This window comes from Variovorax sp. 20P10.2.4, from assembly GCF_058244205.1.
Genome location: NZ_JBZAYE010000050.1, coordinates 1 through 23,013, shown reverse-complemented (window position 1 = coordinate 23,013; position 23,013 = coordinate 1). Strand labels below are relative to the sequence as shown.

At 70.1% G+C, this 23,013-nt stretch carries 9 protein-coding genes; 3 read left to right on the top strand and 6 right to left on the bottom strand.

The features are described 5' to 3' along the window. Positions 1-226, top strand: a 226-nt coding sequence (locus AC27VN_RS07675) for a hypothetical protein (RefSeq protein WP_490876146.1), incomplete at its 5' end; no start/stop codon positions are given. After that, on the top strand, positions 223-927 hold the full coding sequence (locus AC27VN_RS07670; RefSeq protein ID WP_490876145.1) for a glutathione binding-like protein: 705 nt from the start codon (positions 223-225) through the stop codon (positions 925-927). The genes AC27VN_RS07675 and AC27VN_RS07670, both read left to right, overlap by 4 nt. Positions 928-1,027: 100 nt before the next feature. Here AC27VN_RS07670 and AC27VN_RS07665 read toward each other — a convergent pair whose 3' ends face one another. Continuing rightward, complete coding sequence (locus AC27VN_RS07665) at positions 1,028-1,804, bottom strand: metallophosphoesterase family protein (protein ID WP_490876144.1); 777 nt, start codon at positions 1,802-1,804, stop codon at positions 1,028-1,030. Between the two features lie 133 nt (positions 1,805-1,937). Between AC27VN_RS07665 and AC27VN_RS07660 the strand changes: the two genes are divergently transcribed. Further along, complete coding sequence (locus AC27VN_RS07660; RefSeq protein ID WP_490876143.1) at positions 1,938-2,789, top strand: nucleotidyltransferase; 852 nt, start codon at positions 1,938-1,940, stop codon at positions 2,787-2,789. 4 nt (positions 2,790-2,793) lie between these two features. Here the strand turns inward: AC27VN_RS07660 and AC27VN_RS07655 are convergent, their stop codons facing one another. From AC27VN_RS07655 to AC27VN_RS07635, 5 genes are all read right to left on the bottom strand, one after another. Continuing rightward, positions 2,794-14,646: an autotransporter-associated beta strand repeat-containing protein gene (locus tag AC27VN_RS07655; protein WP_490876142.1), complete on the bottom strand. Its 11,853-nt coding sequence runs from the start codon at positions 14,644-14,646 to the stop codon at positions 2,794-2,796. Beyond that, positions 14,646-14,804: a hypothetical protein gene (locus tag AC27VN_RS07650; protein WP_490876141.1), complete on the bottom strand. Its 159-nt coding sequence runs from the start codon at positions 14,802-14,804 to the stop codon at positions 14,646-14,648. Before AC27VN_RS07650 ends, AC27VN_RS07655 begins: the two co-directional genes overlap by 1 nt. A gap of 207 nt (positions 14,805-15,011) precedes the next feature. Next, complete coding sequence (locus tag AC27VN_RS07645) at positions 15,012-15,749, bottom strand: response regulator transcription factor (RefSeq protein WP_490876140.1); 738 nt, start codon at positions 15,747-15,749, stop codon at positions 15,012-15,014. Then, the gene (locus AC27VN_RS07640; RefSeq protein ID WP_490876139.1) at positions 15,746-17,887 is read right to left on the bottom strand and encodes a sensor histidine kinase; all 2,142 of its coding nucleotides are present in this window, start codon (positions 17,885-17,887) and stop codon (positions 15,746-15,748) included. The genes AC27VN_RS07645 and AC27VN_RS07640 overlap by 4 nt, the downstream gene beginning before the upstream one ends. Before the next feature lie 29 nt (positions 17,888-17,916). Next, on the bottom strand, positions 17,917-23,013 hold a 5,097-nt coding region (locus AC27VN_RS07635), incomplete at its 5' end, for an autotransporter outer membrane beta-barrel domain-containing protein (protein WP_490876138.1).

Genomic DNA, 23,013 nt, shown 5'->3' with positions numbered 1-23,013 from the left:
GGGCGCACCCTGCGAGGAGACGAATCGAGCCGGCAAGGTGGGTGCGCCATTCTGGAAGCCCGCCATCCTCGCGCCCGAATATGACGTCGGTGCTACACCAAAGCATTCCTGGTGCCCGGCAGCGGATGCGCGGATCGGGCAATATCGCCGGCTCGCCCCGGGGGGCCGGCCGCCGGGCCGAAGCGCCCTCTTCCGTCATTCCAAGAAAGAAAGGCTCACGCCATGACCTCCCTCGCCGACTTCCCGATCACCCAGAAGTGGCCCGCCCAACACCCCGAGCGGCTGCAGCTCTACTCGCTGCCCACGCCCAACGGCGTGAAGGTCTCGATCATGCTGGAGGAGATCGGCCTGCCCTACGAGCCGCACCTCGTGAGCTTCGGCAGCAACGACCAGATGTCGGAGGCCTTTCTCTCGCTGAACCCCAACAACAAGATCCCCGCGATCATCGATCCCGATGGCCCGGGCGGAAAGCCGCTGCCGCTGTTCGAGTCGGGCGCGATCCTGTTCTACCTGGCCGAGAAGACCGGCAAGCTGCTGAGCGCCGACCCCGCGAAGCGCTACGAGACCCTGCAGTGGGTGATGTTCCAGATGGGCGGCATCGGCCCGATGTTCGGCCAGCTCGGTTTCTTCCACAAGTTCGCCGGCAAGGAGTTCGACGACAAGCGCCCGCGCGACCGCTACGTGGCCGAATCGAAGCGCCTGCTCGGCGTGCTCGACAAGCACCTGGCCGGTCGCGAATGGATCATGGGCGACGACTACAGCATCGCCGACATCGCGAGCTTCCCGTGGATCCGCAACCTGATCGGCTTCTACGAGGCGCGCGAGCTGGTCGGCTTCGACAGCTTCCCGAACGTGGCGCGCGTGCTCGAGCGCTTCGTGGCGCGGCCCGCGGTGATCGCGGGGCTGACGATTCCGAAGGCGGCGTGATGCCTAGGGCGAGGTGCTCGCGCGTTCGGTCGCCCCGCACCCGGGCCGGCGCTTCTTCATCACGACGCGCCTGAAGGGTCGAGCAGCCGCCGTCCGCGGCTCAGTGCGCGGCCAGCTCGGGTTCCGAAGCGGACTCGCGCGGCACTTCGTAGAGATGGAACGGCGGCACGTCGGGCCGACTGCGCTGCAGCAGCGGCATGGCGACGTTGTAGACCGGCGTGCCGTTGATGGTGCGGCCCTCGAGCGTGCCGCGGTGCGCATGGCCGTGGAACACGGCATCGATCGGGTAGCGCAGCAGCGGCTCCTCGAGCCTGCTGCTGCCGAGGAAGGCGAAGATCTCGCTCGGCTCGCCCTGCACCGTGCCCACGATCGGCGCGTAATGCAGCATCGCGATGCGGCGCCGGGTGCGCAGCTTGGCGAGCGCCGACTCGAGCTTCATCGCCTCGTTGAGCGCCTCCTGCACGAACATCTTGATCGCGGGCTCGCCCCACGCGCCGAGCGAGGCGCGGCCGAAACCGCCCGCGAAGCCCTTGACGCCCGCGATGCCCACGCCCTCGATCTCGCAGGCCGAGCCGTCGAGCATGCGCACGCCGATCCGCGTCAGCGCCTCGTTCACCACCTCGGGCGTGCCCGACTCGAAGTCGTGGTTGCCCAGCACGGCGACGATGGGAATCGAGAGGCCGCCGAGCTCCTCGGCCAGCACCCGCGCCTCCTCCGCCGTGCCGTAGTCGGTCAGGTCGCCGCACAACAGCAGCGCGTCGGCCTCGTCGGCGGCCTGGGCGAAGAAGTCGCGCAGCGAACCCGCGGAGTCCTTCTGCACATGGATGTCGCCGACGGCGGCGAAGCGGACGTGGGTGGATGATTTGGGGGTAGGCATGCAACCCACCGTGCACCCCGCCGCCGCGCGCCGTCATCGGCCTCATCCCGCTGCGCTTGTAGGCGCCCGTCTGACATTCGATGGGGCCCTTTGCCCCTGCCCTGCCTCCGGCGCGGGAGCATTCACTGCGTGCATGACGCCCTCCACCATGCTCGCGCCCTCGCTCGAAGACGAAGTCGAGCCGCGGGTGGCCGATTTCTACCGGCGCGCGCTGCGCGCGCTCGACGAGGCCGGCATTCCGTTCCTCGTCGGCGGCGCGTTCGCGCAGGCCTGCTACACCGGCATCCGCCGCTCGACCAAGGACCTCGACCTCTTCATCCGCCGCGAGGACTACGAGCGCATCGCGCAGGTTGCGCTTCGGCATGGCTGGCGCACCGAGATGACCTTTCCGCACTGGCTCGGCAAGGTCTACGACGGCCAGGAATTCATCGACCTGATCTTCAATTCGGGCAACGGCCTCATGCCGGTGGACGCGCGCTGGTTCCATGGCAACTGCCGCGCCGACGTGCTCGGCGTTTCCGTCTGCGTCGCCAACGTGGAGGACTGCCTGGTGTCGAAGGCCTTCATCATGGAGCGCGAGCGCTACGACGGCGGCGATATCGCGCACCTGCTGCAGGTCAACGCGCAGCGGCTCGACTGGCCCGGGCTGCTGGAGCGCTTCGGCGCGCACTGGCGCGTGCTGCTCGCGCACCTGACGCTGTTCGGCTACATCTATCCCGCCGAGCGCGACCATGTGCCCGGCTGGGTCATGACGATGCTGATGGGCCGCCTCGCCGGCGAGTTGCGCACGACCGAGGCCCCGGGGGACAACGTGTGCGCCGGCACCTTGCTCTCGCGCGAGCAGTTCCTGCACGACATCGAGCGGCTCGGCTATGTCGACGGGCGCCTCACGCCCGCGAGCACGATGACGCCCGAGGACATCGCGGTGTGGACCGAGGCGATTCCCGCGCGGGCCGAGGCCCAGGGCGGGAAGCCTCCGGAATGAAATCTCACCACTTCACGCGAACGCCCAGCCCCGCATTGACCGAGCTGCTCACGCGCGCCACGCCGCCCGAGGCCCACTGCTTGCCCAGTTCGCCATACAGGCTCGTGCGCTGGCTCAGCGCCAGCGTGAATCCTGCTGCCAGCTCGGTGCTGGTGCCGCCGATCGGCGCACCCACCGGCGTGATCGCCGCCGGATTCACGAAGCGCGCGATGTCGTTGCCCTTCGAGCTGCGGTAGACGTTCAGGCGCGCATACGGCTGCAGCGTGCCCGCGCCCGTCGCGAAGCTGCCCTTGATGCGCACGCCCGCGCGTGCGGTCCAGCTGCTGTCGGCGTCCTGCTGCACCAGCGCACCGGGGATCGCCACGTCGTCCAGCCGCAGGCGCTGGTGGATCAGCTGCAGTTGCGGTTCCACCGACCAGCCGCCCGTGCCGAGCGCAAAGGCCTTGCCGACCTCGATCGAGGCCAGGAAGCTGTTGCCCTTGCCCGTGACACCAGCGCTCAGTTGCGGCTGCACCGTGTAGCGATGGCGGCCGGCCTGCAGCACCGTGTCGGCATAGAAGCCGTCGTCGCTCGTGAACGTGCCGTACAGGCCCAGGTACTGGCTGCGCAGATCGTTGCGGCCTGCAGCACCGTTCAAGAGCCCGCTGCTGAAGCCACTGACACGCGTATCGCCTTCGAGCTGGCCCACGTAGATGCCCGCGCGCCAGTTCGCGTTGGCCCACAGGTCGGTGCCGGCCTGCAGCCCGCTCACGCGGCCCTCGGCATGCGGCGAGACCGTGCCGCCCTGGCGGATGTCCATGTCGGTGGAGATCAGACGGCCCCAGGCACGGCGGTTACCACCGTCGATGCTCGAGCTCGTACCGCCGCTGCCGCGCACGTCGTCGTCGCCGATGCGCTGGCTCAGGCTCGCGAGCATGCCCAGGTTGCTCTGGCGCAGCTGGTTCGGAAGTGCTGCGAAGAGGGAGGCTTCGGCGCGGTAGGTCGGCAGCGAGGCGCCCGGTTCGGCCTCGGTGCGCAGGTACCAGTTCTCGCCCTCGCCGCCGGCATCGCCTGCGTACAGGCGGTACTCGTAGGCACCGGCGTCGACTCGGCCGCCCGAGAGCACGAAGGCGTCCTTGCTGCTCTGCGCGGTGGTGGTCGCGTCGTTCTTGGCACTGATCAGCTCGATGCCCGCGCCGCTGGTGCGTGCGCCCAGGCCGCCGAGGTTGGTGACCTGCACGGTGGTCTTGCCGCTGGCGCTGGCCGATGCGCCGTCGAGTACTAGGCGGTCTGCGATGCCGGGGTTGTCGAGCTTCGCGCCCAGGCGCAGCACGCCGTTGTTGCCGACGTAGGGGCCGGTCAGCGTCAAGGTGGTGCCCGGGACCGTGCCCAGCAGGGAGACGGTGCCGGCGTTGGTGAGGCCGGCCATCTTCTGGCTGAAGCCGCCGAGGTCGAGCGTGGCGCCGCTGGCGACGACAGCGCTCGATGCGGCGCTGAAGGCGTTGGTGGCGCCGGCCTTCAGGGTGCCGCCGGTCACGCGGGTCTCGCCTGCGTAGTTGGCGGTGCCTGCGAGCGTGAGCGTGCCTGCGCCGACCTTGACGAGCGAGCCCGTGGTGCCGGTGATGGCGCCCGAGATCGTGTTGTCAGTGCCGAGCGCACCGGTGGTCAGCGCCTTGGTGCCGAGCACCACATCGCCTGCGCCGCCAAGCGAGCCAATGCTCGTCCCAGTGGTCGTCAGATCGATGCGCACCTGCGCGCCCGCCGCATTGGTCACCGTGGCGCCTGCAGCGCTCGCGGTGTCTTGCAACCGCAAGGTGCCTGCATTGGCAATGGCGAGCTTGCCCGCATCCGCCTTGCCACCAACCTGAAGTGCTGCCCCCGAAGCGATGCTGACCGCGCCTGTTCCCAGTGCGCCCGTGGTGTCGGTCGTCAGCGTGCCCGCATCGACCAGCGTGCCGCCGCTGTAGCTATTGGCACTGGCCAGCGTCAGCGTGCCCGTGCCGATCTTGCGCAGCTTGCCCGTGCCGCTCATCGTGCCCGCATAGGTCCCCGCCGTCTTGCCCTGGTCGAAGGCGACTTCGGCGTTGTTGACGATATTGCCTTGCAGGCTCGTTGCACTGCCCTGCAACACGCCGCCCTTCACCGTCGTGCCGCCCGTGTAGGTGTTCGTGCCACCGAGGATCAACCGGCCCGCATCCTCCTTCGAGATACCGCCCGCGCCCGAGAGCGCCACATTGAGGGTCGCGGTCATGGTCGCACCGGCAGCGGTGCCATCACCCACGCGGATCACCGAGTTGGCGTTGTCCACCACGATGCCATCGCCCTGCACCACATAGCCATCGGTGGCGAACTGCGCACCCGCGATGCGCACTGCGCCGCCGGCCGCATCGACCGTCACGGTGCCAGCCTTGCCGCCGAACACCGCGAACTGGCTCTGCGCCCAGTTGGCGTTGAGCTTGCCGTCCATGTCGGTCCAGCCGTCCATCGAGGGCTGCGGGTTGCCCACGCGCCAGGTGCCGCTGCCGCCGGCCACCTGGCCGTCGTTGTACTTCGTGCTGTCGCCGCCATCCCAGAAGTTCAGCGACAGGCCGGCGCGGTTCACCAGGTTGACCTGGTTCGCCACCGAGGTCTGCACCTGCAGGTCGGCCGTCTTGGCCGAGCCCGGCACGGTGCCGATGTCCAGGCCGTTGTCGGTGAAGCTGCCGCCGTAGCTCATCAAGCGATACAGGCCCGGGCCGAAGCTGCCGCCCGCGGATTGCGCGATGTTCAGCGTGCCGTCGAGGTTCAGGTTGCCCGTCACGTTGATCAGGTCGTTGAGCGCGCCGCCAGGAACACCGGCTTGGCCGAGTTCGTAGTTCAGCGTGGAGCCGCCAGCCAGGGTCAGTGCTCCCAGGGTCAACGTGCCGGGGCTGTTACCCGCCGCAAGGATGCCGCCCTTGTCGATGGTGACCGCGCCCGCGATGCTGCCGCTGCCAGCGAGCGTCGCGCCCGCTTGCACCTGCACGGCACCCGTACCCGTCGCACTGCCGCTCTTGTTGTTCACGCTCAGCGTGCCCGCGCCGACGGTGGTGCCGCCGGTGTAGGTGTTGGCACCCGTGAGCGTCAGCGTGCCAGTCCCCACCTTGACGAGCGAGCCACCCGTGCCGCCGATCGTGCCCGACAGCGTGCTGTTGGCATTCAATCCGCCGAGCGTGAGCGCCTTCGCGCCCAGCGCGATGTCGCCCGCACCACCGAGGGTGCCGATGCTCACGCCCGTCGTGGCCTGGTCGATGCGCACCTGCGCGCCAGCCGCGTTGCTCACAGTTGCCTTGTCGGCCGTCGTGTCGTCCGCGAAGGCCAGCACGGCGCCCGAGGCGTTGACGAGGCTGGCGCTGCCCGCGCTCGCGTTGCCTTGCAGGCGGACCGTGCCGCTGTTGGCGACCGACAGGCTTCCCAGGTCGGCCTTTCCGCCGAACTGCAGTGTGGCACCCGAGGCCACACTCGCCGCGCCGCTGCCGAGAGCACCGGTCACGTCGGTGGCCAGCGTGCCGGCGTCGACGAAGGTGCCGCCTGCGTAGCTGTTCGCGCTGGTCAACGTCAGCGTGCCCGTGCCGATCTTGCGCAGCTTGCCCGTGCCGCTCATCGCGCCGGCATAGCTGCCGGTCTTGGCCTGGTCGAACACGACCTCGGCGTCGTTGACGATGCCGCCTTGCAGGCTCACGGTGTTGCCTTGCAGAACGCCGGCCTTGACCGTGGTGCCGCCGGTGTAAGTATTGGTGCCGCCGAGGATCAGGCGACCCACGTCGTCCTTCACCAGGCCACCGGCGCCGGTCAGCGCGACGTTCACCGTAGCGCTGCGCGTCACATCGGTACCCGACCCATCGCCCACACGCACCACCGACCCCGAAGCACCGAGCTCGATCGCATCGCCCTGCAGCACATAGCCATCGGCCGCGAACTGCGCGCCGTTGATGCGCACCGTGCCGCCCGCGTTGGTGACCGTGACCGTGCCGCCTGTGCCGCTGAACACCGCGAACTGATCCTGCGCCCAGGCCGCATTGATCTTGCCGTCCGCACCGGTCCAGCCGTCACCCGGCACACCGATACGCCAGGTGCCATTGCCCCCGGCGACCTTGCCGTCGTTGTACTTCGTGTTGTCGCCGCCATCCCAGAAGTTCAGCGACAGACCCGCGCGGTTCACCAGATTGACCTGCTGCGCCACCGAGGTCTGCACCTGCAGATCCTTCGCCGCGATCGGCGCGCTGCCGATGTCCAGCCCGTTGTCGGTCAGGCTGCCGGTGTAGTCAATCAGGCGATAGATGCCCGCGCCGAACACGCCGCCCTTCGATTGCGCCACGTTGAGCGTGCCGTCGAGCTGCAGGTTGCCGTTGACCTGCACGCGGTCGTTGAGCGCGCCACCGACGGTGTTAGCCTGGCCCAGGTCGTAGTTGAGCACCGCGCCTTCGGCGAGGTTCAGGCCGCCGAGTGTCAGCGTGCCGACGCCTGCATTGCCTGCGGACAGCACACCGCCCTTGGCGATGCTGACCGCACCGATCACGCTGCCATTGCCCGCGAGCGTCGCGCCGGACTGGACTTGCACGCCACCGGTGCCCGTCGCACTGCCGCTCGCATTGTTCACGGCGAGCGTGCCCGCGGCGATGGTGGTGCCACCGGTATAGCTGTTGGCAGCACTCAGGTCGAGCGTACCGCTGCCGACCTTGACGAGCGAACCGCCGGCACCACTGAGCGTGCCCGACACGGCGGTGCTGGTGTTCAACCCGCCCGTGGTCAGCACCTTCGCGCCCAGCAGCACATCGCCCGCGCCGCCCAGGGCACCGATGCTCACGCCCGTGGCCGCCTGGTCGATGCGCAGTTGCGCGCCGGCCTGGTTCAGCACCGTGGCCGTGCCGGCCGAAGCGTCGTCCGCGAAGGCCAGCGCGCCGCCCGCGGCGTTGGTGATCGTCGAGGTTCCCGCGCTGGCCTTGCCCTGGAAGCGCACCGCCCCCTGGTTGCCGATGGCAATGCCGCCCGCATCGAAGACGCCACCCAGTTGCAGCGTGGCCCCCGCGGTCACGCTCGCCGCGCCGCTGCCGAGCGCGCCCGCGACGTCGGACGCGAGGGTGCCCGCGCCGACGAAGGTGCCACCCACGTAGTTGTTGGCGCTGCCCAGGGTCAGCGTGCCGCCGCCGACCTTGCGCAAGCCGCCGGCGCCGCTCACCGTGCCGTTCAGTGCCAGCGTGCGGGTCGCGTCGATGTCGAAGGCACTGGCGCCCGCTCCCAGGCTCACGGCGCGTTGGCTCGTGGCGTCGCCCGTGAGATGCAGCGTCGCGCCTTCGAGCGCGAGGCCGCCCGAGGCCGCGCCGAGGTTGGCGTCCGACGCGATCTGCAGAATGCCGCCCTTGATGGTCGTGCCGCCGCTGTAGCTGTTGCTTCCCTCGAGTACCAAGGTGCCCAGGTCGTCCTTCACCAGGCCGCCCGCACCGCCGAGAACCGACGCGATCGTGGCCGTCATGCCCGCGCCGGCCGCGGTGCCGTCGCCCACGCGCACGGTGGTCGCCGCGTCGCCGAGCTCGATCTCGTCGCCCTGCACGCGGTAGCCGTTGGTGGCGAACTGCGCGCCGTTGATGCGCACCGTGCCGCCCGCATTGCTGACCGTCACGGTGCCGGCGCTGCCGCCGAACACAGCGAACTGTCCCTGCGCCCAGGCCGCGTTGATCTTGCCGTCCGCGCCGGTCCAGCCATCGCCCGGCACGCCCACGCGCCAGGTGCCGTTGCCGCCGGCCACCAGGCCGTCGTTGTACTTGCTCGCGTCGCTGCCGTCCCAGAAGTTCAGAGACAAGCCCGCGCGGTTGACCAGGTTGACCTGTTGCGCCACCGAGGTCTGCACCTGCAGGTCGGCCTTGGCGCCAGGCGCCGTGCCGATGTCGAGGCCGTTGTCCGTGAGGCTGCCCGTGTAGCTGATGAGCCGGTACAGGCCCGCGCCGAAGCTGCCGCCCGCGGACTGCGCCACGTTGAGCGTGCCGTCGAGCTGCAGGTTGCCGTTGACGTTGACCAAGTCGTTGAGCGGCCCGCCCACGGCGTTGGCCTGGCCCAGGTCGAAATTGAGCACCGCGCCATCGGCCAGGCTCAGGCTGCCGAGCGTCAGCGTGCCGACGCCGCCATTGCCCGCCGACAGCACACCGCCCTTGGCGATGTTCACAGCACCGGCGATGCTGCCATTGCCGGCCAAGGTCGCGCCGCCCTGGATCTGCACCGTGCCCGTGCCGGTCGCGCTGCCGCTCGCGTTGTTGGCCGCGAGCGTGCCGCCCGCCACCGTGGTGCCACCGGTGTAGGTATTGGCGCCACTCAGCGAGAGCGTGCCGGCACCGACCTTGACGATCGAGCCACCGGTGCCCGAGCCGGGCTGCGCGAATACGCTGCCCGTGTCGCTGACGGTGCCCGAGATCGTGTCGCCGGCATTCAGCCCGCCGAGCGTGAGCTGCGTGGCACCGAGGACGACCCCGCCCGCGCCCGACAGCGAGCCGAGCTCGAGGCCGGTCTTCGAGGTCGAACCCGAGACATCGACCACGCCGCCCGCCGCGTTGGCGATCGACGCGCCGGCGCCCGCGCTGTCGTCGGCGAAATAGACCGTGCCGCCCTTCGCGTTGTCGATCTTCGCGCTGCCCGCCGTGGCCGCGCCAAGGAAGTTCAGGAGGCTGTCGGCGCCGTTGGTGATGGTCGCGCCGCCCGCGCTCGCGTTTTGCTGGAAGTAGACCGCGCCGCCCTGGTTGGCGATGGTGGCCGTGCCCGCGCTGGTCGTGTCTGCGAACTGCACCGCGTTCGCCGTCGGCGACTGCCAGCCCGTGCCGTTGACCGTGATGTTCGCGTTGCCGCCCGTTGCGTTCTGCGCCAAAGACAGCCGGTTGTCGCTGTCGGCCGAGCCCGCGCGACCGATGACGTAGGCATTGCTCGCGGCACTGGCGGCGCCGAACAGGGTCACGCGCGTGCCGCTGCCCTGCTGCTGCACCGCGCCGCTGCCGAAGGCACCGCTGGCGCTCGTGACCACGCTCGCGCCGCCCTGCACCACGGTGCCGCCCTTGTAGCTGCCGGTCGCCCCCAGGCCCAGGCTGCCGCCCGCGCCGGTGACGGTCAACGCGCCGTCGCCGCTGGTGGGACTGCCCAGGCCCCAGCTCGCATTGGCGAGCTCGACGGTACCGCCGCCCGCGCCCAGCACGAGCGCGCGCGTGCTGGAGAACGGCGCGGACCCCGCGGCGATGCGCAAGGTACCGCCATCGAGCGCGAGGCCCGTGCCGCCCGCGCCGAGATTGCCGTCGTTCGAGATCTGCAGGATGCCGCCCTTGACCGTGGTGCCCCCGGTGTAGGAGTTCGCGGCGCCGAGCACCAGCGTGCCGCCGTCGTCCTTGACCAGGCCGCCCGTGCCGCCGATGGCGGCGTTGATGGTCGCCGTCATGCCCGCGCTCGCAGCGGTGCCGTCGCCCACGCGCACCAGCGTGGCCGGCGCGTTGATCGTCAATGCGTCGCCATTGATCGTGTAGCCGTCGACCGCGAACTGCGCGCCGCCGATGCGCACCGCGCCGCCCGCGCCCTTGTTGTCGACCGTGACGGTGCCGGCCTGGCCGGTGAAGATCGCGAAGCCGTCCTGCGCCCAGGTGCCGTTCACGAGGCCGTTGGCATCGGCCCAGCTGTCGCCGGGCGCGCCCGCGCGCCAGGTGCCCGAGCCGCCGGCGATCTTGCCGTCGTTGAAGTTCGCGCTGTCGGTGCCGTCCCAGACATTGAGCGGCAGGCCGTCGAAGTTCACCAGGTTGACCTGGTTGGCGACGGCGGTCTGCACCGCGAGCTTGCTCGCATCGGTGGGCGCGGTGCCGATCTCCAGGCCGTTGTCGGTCAGCGTGCCGGTGTAGTTGATGAGGCGATAGAGGCCCGCGCCGAACTTGCCGCCGGCTGTCTGCGCCACGTTGAGCGTGCCGTCGAGCTGCAGGTTGCCGTTGACGTTGACGAGGTCGTTGAGTGCCCCGCCGGCCACGCCGGCCTGACCCAGGTCGTAGTTGAGCACCGCGCCATCGGCCAGGCTCAGGCCGCCCAGCGTGAGCGTGCCCGCACCGCCATTGCCGGCGGACAGCACGCCGCCCTTCGCGATGTTCACCGCGCCCGCGATGCTGCCCGTGCCCGCGAGCGTGGCGCCCGACTGCACCTGCACCGCACCCGTGCCGGTCGCGCTGCCGCTCGCGTTGTTCGCGGCCAGCGTGCCGCCCGCCACCGTGGTGCCGCCGGTGTAGGTGTTGGCGCCGGTGAGCGCCAGCGTGCCGCTGCCCACCTTGACCACCGATCCATCCGCGCCGCTGATCGTGCCCGACAGGGTGGTGCTCGCGTTCAGCCCGCCCGTGGTCAGCGCCTTCGCGCCCAACAGCACATCGCCCGCGCCTTCGAGCGAGCCGATGCCCACGCCCGCATTGGCCAGGCCGTCGATGCGCAGCTGCCCGCCCGCGTTGTTCACCACCGTCGCCTGGTCCGCGCTTGCGCGCTCCAGGAAGTCGATCGTTCCGCCGCTTTCGTTGACCAGCCGCGCCTGGCCCGCGCTCGCATCGCCGCGCAGTTCGGTGCGACCGCCCGCGAAGTTGGTGATCTGCGCCTGGCCCGCGCTGGCGGTGAAGCCGAAGGTGCTCAGGCCGCCGCGGTTCTCGATCACTGCCTCGCCCGCGCTCGCGCTGTCGCGGAATTCGACCGCGGCGCCCTGGTTCGCCGTGATGGTCGCTTCGCCGGCCGAGCTGCCGTTGCCGAACTGCACGAAGCCGCCCTTGTCGGCCGGCGCGCCGCCACTCGCGGCCGCGGTGATCGCGAGCTTGCCCGCCTCGGCCGTGTTGGCGAAGACCAGCGTGGCATTGCCCGCCACCGACACCGGCCCGCTGCCGAGCGCGTCTGTCACCGTCGCATTGATCCTGCCCTGCGCGATCTCGGTGCCACCCGTGTAGTCGTTGGCCACGATGAGCTGCAGCAGCCCCGCGCCGGTCTTGCGCAGGCGGCCCGCGCCGCTGACCTTGCCGCCGAGGCTCAGGGTCTCGACCGGGACGACCTCGAAGGTGGCCACACCCGCGCCCAGGCTCACGGCACGGGTGCTGGAAACGTCGGCGGTCACGCGCAGCGTGGCGCCATCCTCGAGCGCCAGGCCGCCCGTCGCCGCGCCGAGGTTGCCGTCGGAAGCGATCTGCAGCACGCCGCCCTTGATGGTGGTGCCGCCGCCGTAGCTGTTGAGGCCGTCGAGCACCAGCGTGCCGAGGTCGTCCTTGACGAGACCGCCGGTGCCGATCAGCGCGGACGCGATGGTCGCGGTCATGCCCGCGCCCGCGTTCGTGCCGTCGCCCACGCGCACCACCGTGGCCGGCGCATTGATCGTCAAGGCGTCGCCATTGATCGCGTAGCCGTCGACCGCGAACTGCGCACCCCCGATGCGCACCGCGCCGTCGGTGCCGGTGTTGTCGACGGTGACGGCGCCGGCCGTGCCCGCGAAGACCGCGAAGCCGTCCTGGATCCAGCCAGCGTTCGCCACGCCATTGACGTCGGTCCAGTTGTCGCTCGGGCTGCCCGCGCGCCAGCTGCCCGCACCGCCCGCGATCTTGCCGTCGTTGAAGTTCGCGGGATTGCCGCCGTCCCACATGTTGAGCGCGAGGCCGCCGGTGTTGACCAGGTTGATCTGGTTGGCCAGGCCGGTCTGCAGCGCGAGATAGCCCGGCGGCGTCGGCGCGCTGCCGATGGTCATCGCGTTGGCGGTGAGCGTGCCTGTGTAGTTGATGAGCCGGTAGATGCCCGCGCCGAAATTGCCGCCGGCCGACTGGCCGACATTGAGCGTGCCGCGCAGCGAGAGGTCGCCGTTGACGTTGAGCAGGTCGTTGAGCGCGCCGCCGACGACGCCGGCCTGGCCCAGTTCCATGTCGAGCGCCGAACCCGCGGCCAGCGTGAGCGAGCCGGTGGTCAGCGTGCCCACGCCGCCATTGCCGATCGACAGCCGCGCGCCCGCCGCCACGTCCACCGGGCCCGCGATCGCGCCGCTGCCCATGAGCGTCGCGCCCGACTGCACCTGCACCGCGCCCGTGCCCGTGGCGCTGCCGCTCGCGTTGTTGATGCTCAGCGTGCCGGCTGTCACCGTGGTGCCGCCGGCATAGGTGTTTGCGCCGCCCAGCGTGAGCGTGTCGGTGCCCTGCTTCACGATGCCGCCGGCGCCCGAGACCGGGCCGTTGAGCGTCAAGGCCGGCCCGGAAATGGCCAGCAGGTTTGCCTTGCCGATGACGAAGGCATTGCCCAGCGTCAATGCCGCGTTGCCCGACAGCGCCGTGTTGCCCTCGATCGTCGCCACGCCCGTGCCCAGCGCGGTGTTGCTGCCCAGCACGACCGTGTTGTCCGCGAAGCGCGTGCCGCCCGCGTAGCTGTTGTTGCCGAGCAGCGAGACCTTGCCGCCGACGCCGCGCAGGTCGAGCGAGCCCGCGCCCGACACGGCGCCGTTGAAGCTCACCGCGCCCGGCGTCTGCACGCTGAGCACGCCGGTGCCGGCGCTGGTGTTCAGGCCGACCGCATTGAGCGCGAGCGCGCCAGGGCTCGTGAGCGTCACCGCGCCGCCGATGCCGAGCGCGGCGCCACCGATCGCATTCGCGCTCGCGGCCTGCAGCGTGCCGGCGTTGGCCGTGAAGCTGCCGCTGAAGCCGCTGTTGTCGCCGCTCAGCGTGAGCGTGCCGGTGCCGCTCTTGATCAGCGTGCCGCCGCCGCTGAAGTCGCTGGCAATCGTGGTGCTGCTGTTGTCGGCCATGCGCAGCGAGGAGCCGGCCGCCAGCGCGACCTTGCTGCCCGCCACGCCCGTGAGATTGCCCACGACGGCGTTGCCCGAATCGGTATGCAGCGTGGTGCCCGCCGCGGCCAGGCTCAGTGCGGTGTTGCCACCGAAGCTGCCGCCGGCCGCGAAACCCAGCGCGCCCGCATTGACGGTCGCGGTGCGCGGTGCCATCGAACGATCGATCACCCAGTCGCCGCTGTCGTTCTTGATCAGGTCGCCGCCGAAGGTGGTGGTGCCCGTGGCCGCCTGCGAATAGAGCTGCGTGCCCGCGCCCAACAGCGTCAGCGTCGACCCGGTCTGGGCGCCGATGCTGAGGTCGCCGGCGATCTGGCTGCCCACGCGCAAGGTGACCCGTTGCACCAGGCCGTTTTCGAGGATGGCGCTGCCTTGCAGCAGGCCACCGTTGTCGAGGGTGATCGAGGTCGCTTGTCCGTAGATGCTGACACTGCCCGAGATGGTGGAGCCGAGCGTGTTGGTGATGCTGGCGCTGCCGCCGCCGAAGCCCAGGCCGAGGTAGCCGCCCGTGCTGCTGATGCGGCTGTTGCCGGTGTTGACGATCGTGCCGCCGCCGTAGATCAGTGCGCCCGCGAGGCCCTCGATGACACCGCCGTTCGAATTGGTCAGCGTGACCGGCCCGCCGGTCACCTGGATCGCGCGGTCGGTGCCGCGGATGACGCCGCCGTTGTTGTTGATCACCGCGTTGCCGCCGATCACCACGCCGGACGTGCCGGTGATGGTGCCGGTGTTGTTGACCGTGATGTTGGCGCCCGTGTAGATGCCCCAGGTGCCGTCGCCGAGCTTGGCGATGGTGCCGCTGTTGTTGATCGTGCCGCCGTCCGCCACGCCGACCCAGCCGGGCGTGGTGCCCGTGCAGTCGAGCGTGCTGCCCGCCAGCGTGCACACCGCCGAGGCCGTCCCGCTCAGCAGGAAGAGCGGCACGCCCAGCAGTGGCGCCACCAGGCTCGCGCCTGTCAGCGCGCGCCGGCCGCTGCCGCGCTTGCCGCGTGCGCGTGCCGTTTCGCAAACCGCCACCCAGGCTCCGAGTGCTGCGTTCCAGATGGTTTTGTAGACGACATTCATCAACGGTTCTCCGTGGGCCGTGCGCGCAAGGCGCCGCGACAAGAAATCAGATCGAGAGCGCCGGCAAGGGATCTGCCGGGCCGGGAATGGATGAAGAAGCCGGGCACAGCCAATGCAGCCGACGACCGCAGGTCGATGGCTGGCGTGCTTGTCTTCATGGGGTCTCCTCCTGCCATGCAGGCGCGAACGGCCGATGGCGCATGCGGCATCACTGCGCTGCCGCTTGGGAGGAAATTCTCAAAGGGCGCTACCCGATTTGCACCTTACTTTTTCTTGCAATGACGATGCAACGCTCACGGCAAACCGTGGCTTCGACGGCAAAGGAATGCATTGGTTCTTGTATCGCGCGACCGTGCGCGCCGCGCTCACGGCTCGATGCGCGCGTCGGCCTGGAAGCTGTAGCCCTCGCCGCGCACTGCGACGATCGGCAGCTTCTCGCCGCAGGCCTGCTCGGCCTTGCGGCGCAGCCGCGAGACCGTGACATCGAGGTTGCGCTCGTAGGCTTCGAGCCCGGGGCGGCCCATCGCCGCGAGCAGCGCGGCGCGGCCCACCACTTCGCGCGGCAGTTCGAGCAGGCACAGCAGCAGCCGCGCTTCCGCGCTCGACAACTGCACGCGGGCGCCGGCCGGCGACAGCAGCAGCCAGGTGGTGGCGTGATAGCGCCAAGGCGCGAGTACGGCGCTTTCAGGCACTGTATCGGGACCGGGTTCGCGCGTGTCCTGCCCCTGTGCTTCCTGGCTGCGCTGCAGCAGGTTGTTGAGCACCATCTCGAGCTCGCGCAGGTTCACCGGCTTGACCAGGTAGTAATCGGCGCCAAGCCCGAGTCCGTGCAGGCGATCGTCGAGCATGCCGCGCGCGGTCAGCATCACGATGCGCATGGCGCTGCGCGAGCGCAGGCGCGCCAGCACGCTGAAGCCATCCTCGCCCGGCAGGTTGACGTCGCACACCACGGCATCGAAGTCCTGCCGCTCGAGTTCCGCATGGAGCATCTCGGCGCTCTCGAGTCCGTGCGCGAGCATGCCGACGCCGCGCAGGTAGCGCAGCACCGTGTCGCGCAGATCGTCGTCGTCCTCGATCACCAGCACCCGCGTTGCGACGCTCATCCACAGCCCTCCGGGGCTGGTGTTGCCATGCGCCTTCCGCCTCGGCCTTCCGCCGGCTCGGCGCTGCCGAGCAGCGGCAGGGTGAGGGTCAGCACCGCGCCCTCGCGGGCGCCGTTCGAGGCGACCACGCTGCCGCCATGGACCGTGGCGATGCGATGCACCATGTGCAGGCCCAGCCCGATGCCCGGGATGCGCCGCACGCCGGCGGCGCGGTAGAAGCGCTCGAACACATGCGTGAGGTCCTGCGGCATGAAGCCCGGGCCCTCGTCGCACACCTGGATGCAGACGCCCGGTATCGCGTCGCCTTCCGGAAAATCATCGGAGCGGCAGCGCCGGATGCCGGCCCGCACGTGCACTGGCGAATGGGCCGGCGCGTACTTGATGGCGTTGGTCAACAGGTTGTCCATCGCGATGTGCATCAGCGTCTCGTCCGCCAGCACCGGCAGCTCGCGCGCGTCGAGCTGCAGCGAGATGCGCCCGCCGGCGACGCCCTCGTTATGCTCCTCGATCTTCTCGCGCAGGAAGACCGCGAGCTCGATCGGCGCCAGGCTCAGGTTGTTGCTCGAGGCATCGAGCCATTCGTCGGCCAGCAGGGTGTCGACCAGGTCGCGCATGCGATAGACCGTGCGGCTGATCTTCTCGGCTTCCTTCTTGACCTCCTCGCGCGCCAGGGTGAGCCGGTCGTCCGAGAGGATCTGCGATGCGCCGCCGATCGTGCCGAGCGGGGTACGGAACTCGTGCGACACCATGGCCAGCAGGCCACGCTGCTCGCGCAGCGCCAGCGCCAGCTGGTCGTGCGTGCGTTGATGCTGCGCGATCTCCTGGCGCAGGTCGCGCGTGCGCTCGTTCACGCGCTGCGCCAGCCGCGCGCGATGCCGCGCGGACAACGAGAGCGCGCGCCGCTCGCGCTGGCGCACGCGCCAGCCCAGCGCGAAGAAGAAGGCCATGATGTGCAGCACGCTGGCGATCGCGTAGCTGTACTGGGTGGCGCGGTTGTAGGGCAGCCACTGCAGGTTCTTCGCGAAGTGCACCGCGCCCATCATGAAATAGACCGCGTACCCGACCAGGCCGGGCCAGGCCTGGACGTTCCGGCGCAGCACGACGGCGCACATCGGCACGATGCAGGCCGCGAAGACCACCCACAGCAGGTTCAGCGGCCGCGCGATGTACCCGTACCCACCGGCGATGGCGATCGCGCAGCCCGCCAGGCACAGCAGCGTCATCAGCTGGAACACGCGGTTCATGCGCGGAAACTGCCGCGCCATGTCCAGCAGCGCCCGCGCGAATCCGAAGGCGGCAGCCGTATGCAGGCAGACCGAGAAGTTGTGCAGGCGGACGGCGGCCAAGGGGTGGTCCTGCAGCCACAGCGTCGCAGGCATGCCCTCCGAGCTCGCGAACAGCAATCCGAGCGTGAGCAAGTAGCCCGCGTAGGCCATGAAGCGGCGATCGGGCAGCGCGATGCCCATCGTCAGGCTGAGCACCGCCATCAGCAGGGCCATGCCGACGATGGCCGCGTCGGCGAAGTTGAATTCCTGTTGCACCGCGGCCTGCTCGCGCAGCGGCGATACCCCACCGGCGAGGCTCAGCGAACGGTCACCCGCCAGCCGCACCCAGACCCAGCGCGGTTCGGTATCACGCAGCTCGGGCAGGCGCGTCGCCGGGATCGACCAGGGCAGCTCGCGCTTCGACCCCGAGCGCATTCCGCCGAGCGCGCGATGCGTGAAGCCGCCGCTCGCATCGGCATCGGCCCACCACACGTCGATGTAATCGACGTACGGCGCATTCAGCCGCAGCCACCAGCCGCCCTCGAGCGGGCGCGCGACCTGCTCGGGCGACGCCTCGATCCGAAAGCGCACCCACCAGGCGCCCTTGGCATAGCCACCATTGAAGGTGCCCTGCAGCGTCTCGAATTGCTGCTGATGGGGAGGTGACGCCACCTGTTCGCGCGTCAGCAGGCCGGTCTTGTCGTGGTAGGCCTGCAAGTGCCCGATGAAGTTGCGCTCGAGCATGCTCGATGCCGTATCGAGCCTCAGCGGCTCCACCCCCGCTTGGCTCGGCAACGCCAGGCACGCCAGCAGGAGCATGGCGAGCCCGGCGAACTCGCGAATGGCCGCGAGCCATTCGGCGAGCCGCGTCATGCGCGACTTCGAGCCGCCAGCCCTGGGCTTCACCACTTCACGCGCACGCCCAGCCCCGCATTGACCGAGCTGCCCACGCGAGCGACGCCGCCCGAGGCCCACTGCTTGCCCAGTTCGCCATACAGGCTCGTGCGCTGGCTCAGCGCCAGCGTGAATCCTGCTGCCAGCTCGGTACTGGTGCCGCCGATCGGTGCGCCCACCGGCGTGATCGCCGCCGGATTCACGAAGCGGGCGATGTCGTTGCCCTTCGAGCTGCGGTAGACGTTCAGGCGCGCATAGGGCTGCAGCGTGCCGGCCCCCGTTGCGAAGCTGCCCTTGATGCGCACGCCCGCGCGCGCGGTCCAGCTGCTGTCGGCATCCTGCTGCACCAGCGCACCCGGGATCGCCACGTCGTCCAGCCGCAGGCGCTGATGGATCAGCTGCAGTTGCGGCTCCACCGACCAGCCGCCCGAGCCGAGCGCGAAGGCCTTGCCGACCTCGATCGAGGCCAGGAAGCTGTTGCCCTTGCCCGTGACGCCCGCGCTCAATTGCGGCTGCACCGTGTAGCGATGGCGGCCGGCCTGCAGCACCGCGTCGGCATAGAAACCGTCGTCGCTCGTGAAGGTGCCGTAGAGGCCCAGGTACTGGCTGCGCAGGTCGTTGCGGCCCGCGGCGCCGTTCAGGAGTCCACTGCTGAAGCCGCTGACACGCGTGTCGCCTTCGAGCTGGCCCACGTAGATGCCCGCGCGCCAGTTCGGGTTGGCCCACAGGTCGGTGCCGGCCTGCAACCCGCTCACGCGGCCTTCGGCATGCGGCGAGACGGTGCCGCCCTGGCGGATGTCCATGTCGGTGGAGATCAGACGGCCCCAGGCACGGCGGTTACCACCGTCGATGCTCGAGCTCGTACCGCCGCTGCCGCGCACGTCGTCGTCGCCGATGCGCTGGCTCAGGCTCGCGAGCATGCCCAGGTTGCTCTGGCGCAGCTGGTTCGGCAGGGCAGCAAAGAGGGAGGCTTCGGCGCGGTAGGTCGGCAGCGAGGCGCCCGGTTCGGCCTCGGTGCGCAGGTACCAGTTCTCGCCCTCGCCACCCGCATCGCCCGCGTACAGGCGGTACTCGTAGGCACCGGCGTCTACACGGCCGCCCGAGAGCACGAAGGCATCCTTGCTGCTCTGCGCGGTGGTGGTCGCGCCGTTCTTGGCACTGATCAGCTCGATGCCCGCGCCGCTGGTGCGTGCGCCCAGGCCGCCGAGGTTGGTGACCTGCACTGTGGTCTTGCCGCTCGCGCTGGCCGATGCACCGTCGAGCACGAGGCGGTCGGCGATGCCGGGGTTATCGAGCTTCGCACCGAGGCGCAGCACGCCGTTGTTGCCGACGTAGGGGCCGGTCAAGGTGAGCGTGGTGCCGGGGACCGTGCCCAGCAGGGAGACGGTGCCGGCGTTGGTGAGGCCGGCCATCTTCTGGCTGAAGCCGCCGAGGTCGAGCGTGGCGCCGCTGGCGACCACAGCGCTCGATGCTGCACTGAAGGCGTTGGTGGCGCCAGCCTTCAGGGTGCCGCCGGTCACGCGGGTCTCGCCTGCGTACGTTGCAGTGCCTGCCAGCGTGAGCGTGCCTGCGCCGACCTTGACGAGTGAACCTGTGGTGCCGGTGATGGCACCCGAGATCGTGTTGTCGCCGCCGATGGCGCCCGTGGTCAGCGTCTTCGCGCCGAGCACCACATCGCCCGCGCCACTGAGCGAGCCGATGCTCGTGCCCGTGGTCGTGAGGTCGATGCGCACCTGGCCGCCCGCTGCGTTGGTCACCGTGGCGCCTGCGGCACTCGCGGTGTCCTGCAGACGCAAGGTGCCCGCGTTGGCGATCGCGAGCTTGCCCGCATCGGCCTTGCCGCCGAACTGCAGCGTGGCACCCGAAGCGATGCTGGCAGGACCAGTTCCCAACGCACCCGTGGTGTCAGTCGTCAACGTGCCCGCATCCACCAGCGTGCCACCGCTGTAGCTGTTGGCGCTGCTCAAGGTCAGCGTGCCCGCGCCGATCTTGCGCAGCTTGCCCGTGCCGCTCATCGCGCCTGCGTAGGTGCCCGCCGTCTTGCCCTGGTCGAACGCCACCTCGGCGTTGTTGACGATAGTGCCCTGCAGGCTCGTCGCGCTGCCCTGCAGCACGCCACCCTTGACGGTGGTGCCGCCGGTATAGGTGTTGGTGCCACCGAGGATCAACCGGCCCGCGTCCTCCTTCGAGATCCCGCCCGTACCGCTCAGCGCGACATTGAGCGTGGCCGTCATCGCCGCCCCCGCGGCCGTCCCATCGCCCACGCGGATCACCGAGTTGGCGTTGTCCACCACGATGCCGTCGCCTTGCACCACATAGCCGTCGGTGGCGAACTGCGCACCGGCAATGCGCACCGCGCCGCCAACAGCATCCACGGTCACGGCGCCGGCCTTACCACCGAACACCGCGAACTGGCTCTGCGCCCAGTTGGCGTTGAGCTTGCCGTCCATGTCGGTCCAGCCGTCCATCGAGGGCTGCGGGGTGCCCACGCGCCAGGTGCCGCTGCCGCCGGCCACCTGGCCGTCGTTGTACTTGGTGCTGTCGCCGCCATCCCAGAAGTTCAGCGACAGGCCCGCGCGGTTCACCAGGTTGACCTGGTTCACCACCGAGGTCTGCACCTGCAGGTCGGCCGTCTTGGCCGAGCCCGGCACGGTGCCGATGTCCAGGCCGTTGTCGGTGAAGCTGCCGCCGTAGCTCATCAAGCGATACAGGCCCGGTCCGAAGCTGCCGCCGGCGGACTGCGCGATGTTCAGCGTGCCGTCGAGGTTCAGGTTGCCCGTGACGTTGATCAGGTCGTTGAGCGCGCCGCCAGGAACACCGGCTTGGCCGAGCTCGTAGTTGAGCGTGGAGCCGCCGGCCAGGGTCAGTGCACCGAGTGTCAGCGTGCCGGGGCTGTTGCCCGCGGCGAGGACGCCGCCCTTGTCGACGGTGACCGCGCCCGCGATGCTGCCGCTGCCCGCGAGCGTCGCGCCGCTCTGGATCTGCACCGCGCCCGTGCCCGTGGCACTGCCGCTCTTGTTGTTCACGCTCAACGTGCCCGCGCCCACGGTGGTGCCGCCGGTGTAGGTGTTCGCGCCCGTCAGCGTCAGCGTGCCACTGCCCACCTTGACCACCGAACCACCCGTGCCGCTGATCGTGCCCGACAGCGTGGTGTTGTCGCCGCTCGCGCCCAGCGTCAGCGCCTTGGCGCCGAGCACGAGGTCGCCGGCACCGCCGATCGAGCCGAAGCTCACGCCGGTCGTCGCCTGGTCGATGCGCACTTGCGCGCCGGCCTGGTTGAGCACCGTGGCCTTGTCGGCCGTCGCGTCGTCCGCGAAGGCCAGCACGCCGCCCGCGGCGTTGGTGATGGTCGACGTGCCCGCGCTCGCCTTGTCCCGGAAGCGCACCGTGCCCTGGTTGCCGATGGCCGTGGTGCCTGCATCGAAGCTGCCACCAAGTTGCAGCGTGCCACCCGAGGCCACGCTCGCCGCGCCGCTGCCGAGGGCGCCGGTCACGTCGGTGGCCAGCGTGCCGGCGTCGACGGAGGTACCGCCGGCGTAGCTGTTGGCGCTGCTCAGCGTCAGCGTGCCCGCGCCGATCTTGCGCAGCTTGCCCGTGCCGCTCATCGTGCCCGCGTAGCTGCCGATCTTGGCTTGGTCGAAGACGACCTCGGCATCATTGACGATGCCACCTTGCAGGCTCGCCGTATTGCCTTGCAGCACGCCGGCCTTGACCGTGGTGCCACCGGTGTAGGTGTTGGTGCCACCGAGGATCAGGCGACCCACGTCGTCCTTGACCAGGCCACCTGCGCCAGTCAACGCGACGTTCACCGCGGCACTGCGCGTGGCGTCTGTACCCGAGCCATCGCCCACGCGCACCACCGTGCCCGAAGCGCCGAGCTCGATCGCATCGCCCTGCAGCACATAGCCGTCGGCCGCGAACTGCGCGCCGTTGATGCGCACCGTGCCGCCCGCATTGCTGACCATGACCGTGCCACCCGTGCCGCCGAAGACCGCGAACTGGTCCTGTGCCCAGGCCGCATTGATCTTGCCGTCGGCACCGGTCCAGCCGTCGCCGGGCACGCCCACACGCCAGGTGCCCGAGCCGCCGGCGATCTTGCCGTCGTTGTACTTCGTGTTGTCGCCGCCATCCCAGAAGTTCAGCGACAGGCCCGTGCGATTCACGAGATTGACCTGCTGCGCCAGCGAGGTCTGCACCTGCAGGTCCTTGGCCGCGATCGGCGCGCTGCCGATGTCCAGGCCGTTGTCGGTCAGGCTGCCGGTGTAGTCGATCAGGCGGTAGATGCCCGCGCCGAACACGCCGCCCTTCGATTGCGCCACGTTGAGCGTGCCGTCGAGTTGCAGGTTGCCGTTGACCTGCACGCGGTCGTTGAGCGCGCCACCGACCGTGTTGGCCTGGCCGAGGTCGTAGTTGAGCACTGCACCATCGGCGAGGCTGAGGCTACCGAGCGTCAGCGTGCCGACGCCTGCATTGCCGGCCGACAGCACACCACCCTTGGCGATGCTCACCGCACCCGCCACGCTGCCATTGCCTGCGAGCGCTGCGCCGCCCTGCACTTGCACGGCACCCGTCCCCGTCGCGCTGCCGCTCGTGTTGTTCACGGCCAACGTGCCGCCCGCCACCGTCGTACCACCGGTGTAGGTATTGGCACCGTTCAAGCCGAGCGTGCCGCTGCCGACCTTCACGACCGACCCGCCGTTGCCGCTGATCGTGCCCGACAGCGTGGTGCTCGTGTTCAACCCGCCGGTGGTCAACACCTTGGCCCCCAGCTGCACGTCGCCCGCGCCCTCGAGCGAGCCGATGCTCACACCCGCCGTAGTGAGCTTGCTGATGCGTAGCAGCGCCCCCGCGTCGTTCACCACCGTGGCCTGGTCCGCGCTCGCACGGTCGGCGATGTCGATCACCCCGCCGTTCCCATTGACCAGGCGCGCCTGCCCCGCGCTCGCGTCGTCGAGCAGGTTGACCAGCCCGCCGGCGAAGTTCGTGATCTGCGCCTTGCCGCCATTCGCGTTGAACCACAGCGTGGTCGAGCCGCCACGGTTCTCGATCACGGCATTGCCCGCGCTCGAGGCGTCGCGGAACTCGACCGAGGCGCCCTGGTTCGT

Bases quoted from the DNA above. Each gene is read 5' to 3' on its own strand.
- AC27VN_RS07640 (WP_490876139.1), bottom strand. From the start codon at position 17,887: ATGACGCGGCTCGCCGAATGGCTCGCGGCCATTCGCGAGTTCGCCGGG.
- AC27VN_RS07665 (WP_490876144.1), bottom strand. From the start codon at position 1,804: ATGCCTACCCCCAAATCATCCACCCACGTCCGCTTCGCCGCCGTCGGC.
- AC27VN_RS07650 (WP_490876141.1), bottom strand. From the start codon at position 14,804: ATGAAGACAAGCACGCCAGCCATCGACCTGCGGTCGTCGGCTGCATTG.
- AC27VN_RS07660 (WP_490876143.1), top strand. From the start codon at position 1,938: ATGACGCCCTCCACCATGCTCGCGCCCTCGCTCGAAGACGAAGTCGAG.
- AC27VN_RS07655 (WP_490876142.1), bottom strand. From the start codon at position 14,646: ATGAATGTCGTCTACAAAACCATCTGGAACGCAGCACTCGGAGCCTGG.
- AC27VN_RS07645 (WP_490876140.1), bottom strand. From the start codon at position 15,749: ATGAGCGTCGCAACGCGGGTGCTGGTGATCGAGGACGACGACGATCTG.
- AC27VN_RS07670 (WP_490876145.1), top strand. From the start codon at position 223: ATGACCTCCCTCGCCGACTTCCCGATCACCCAGAAGTGGCCCGCCCAA.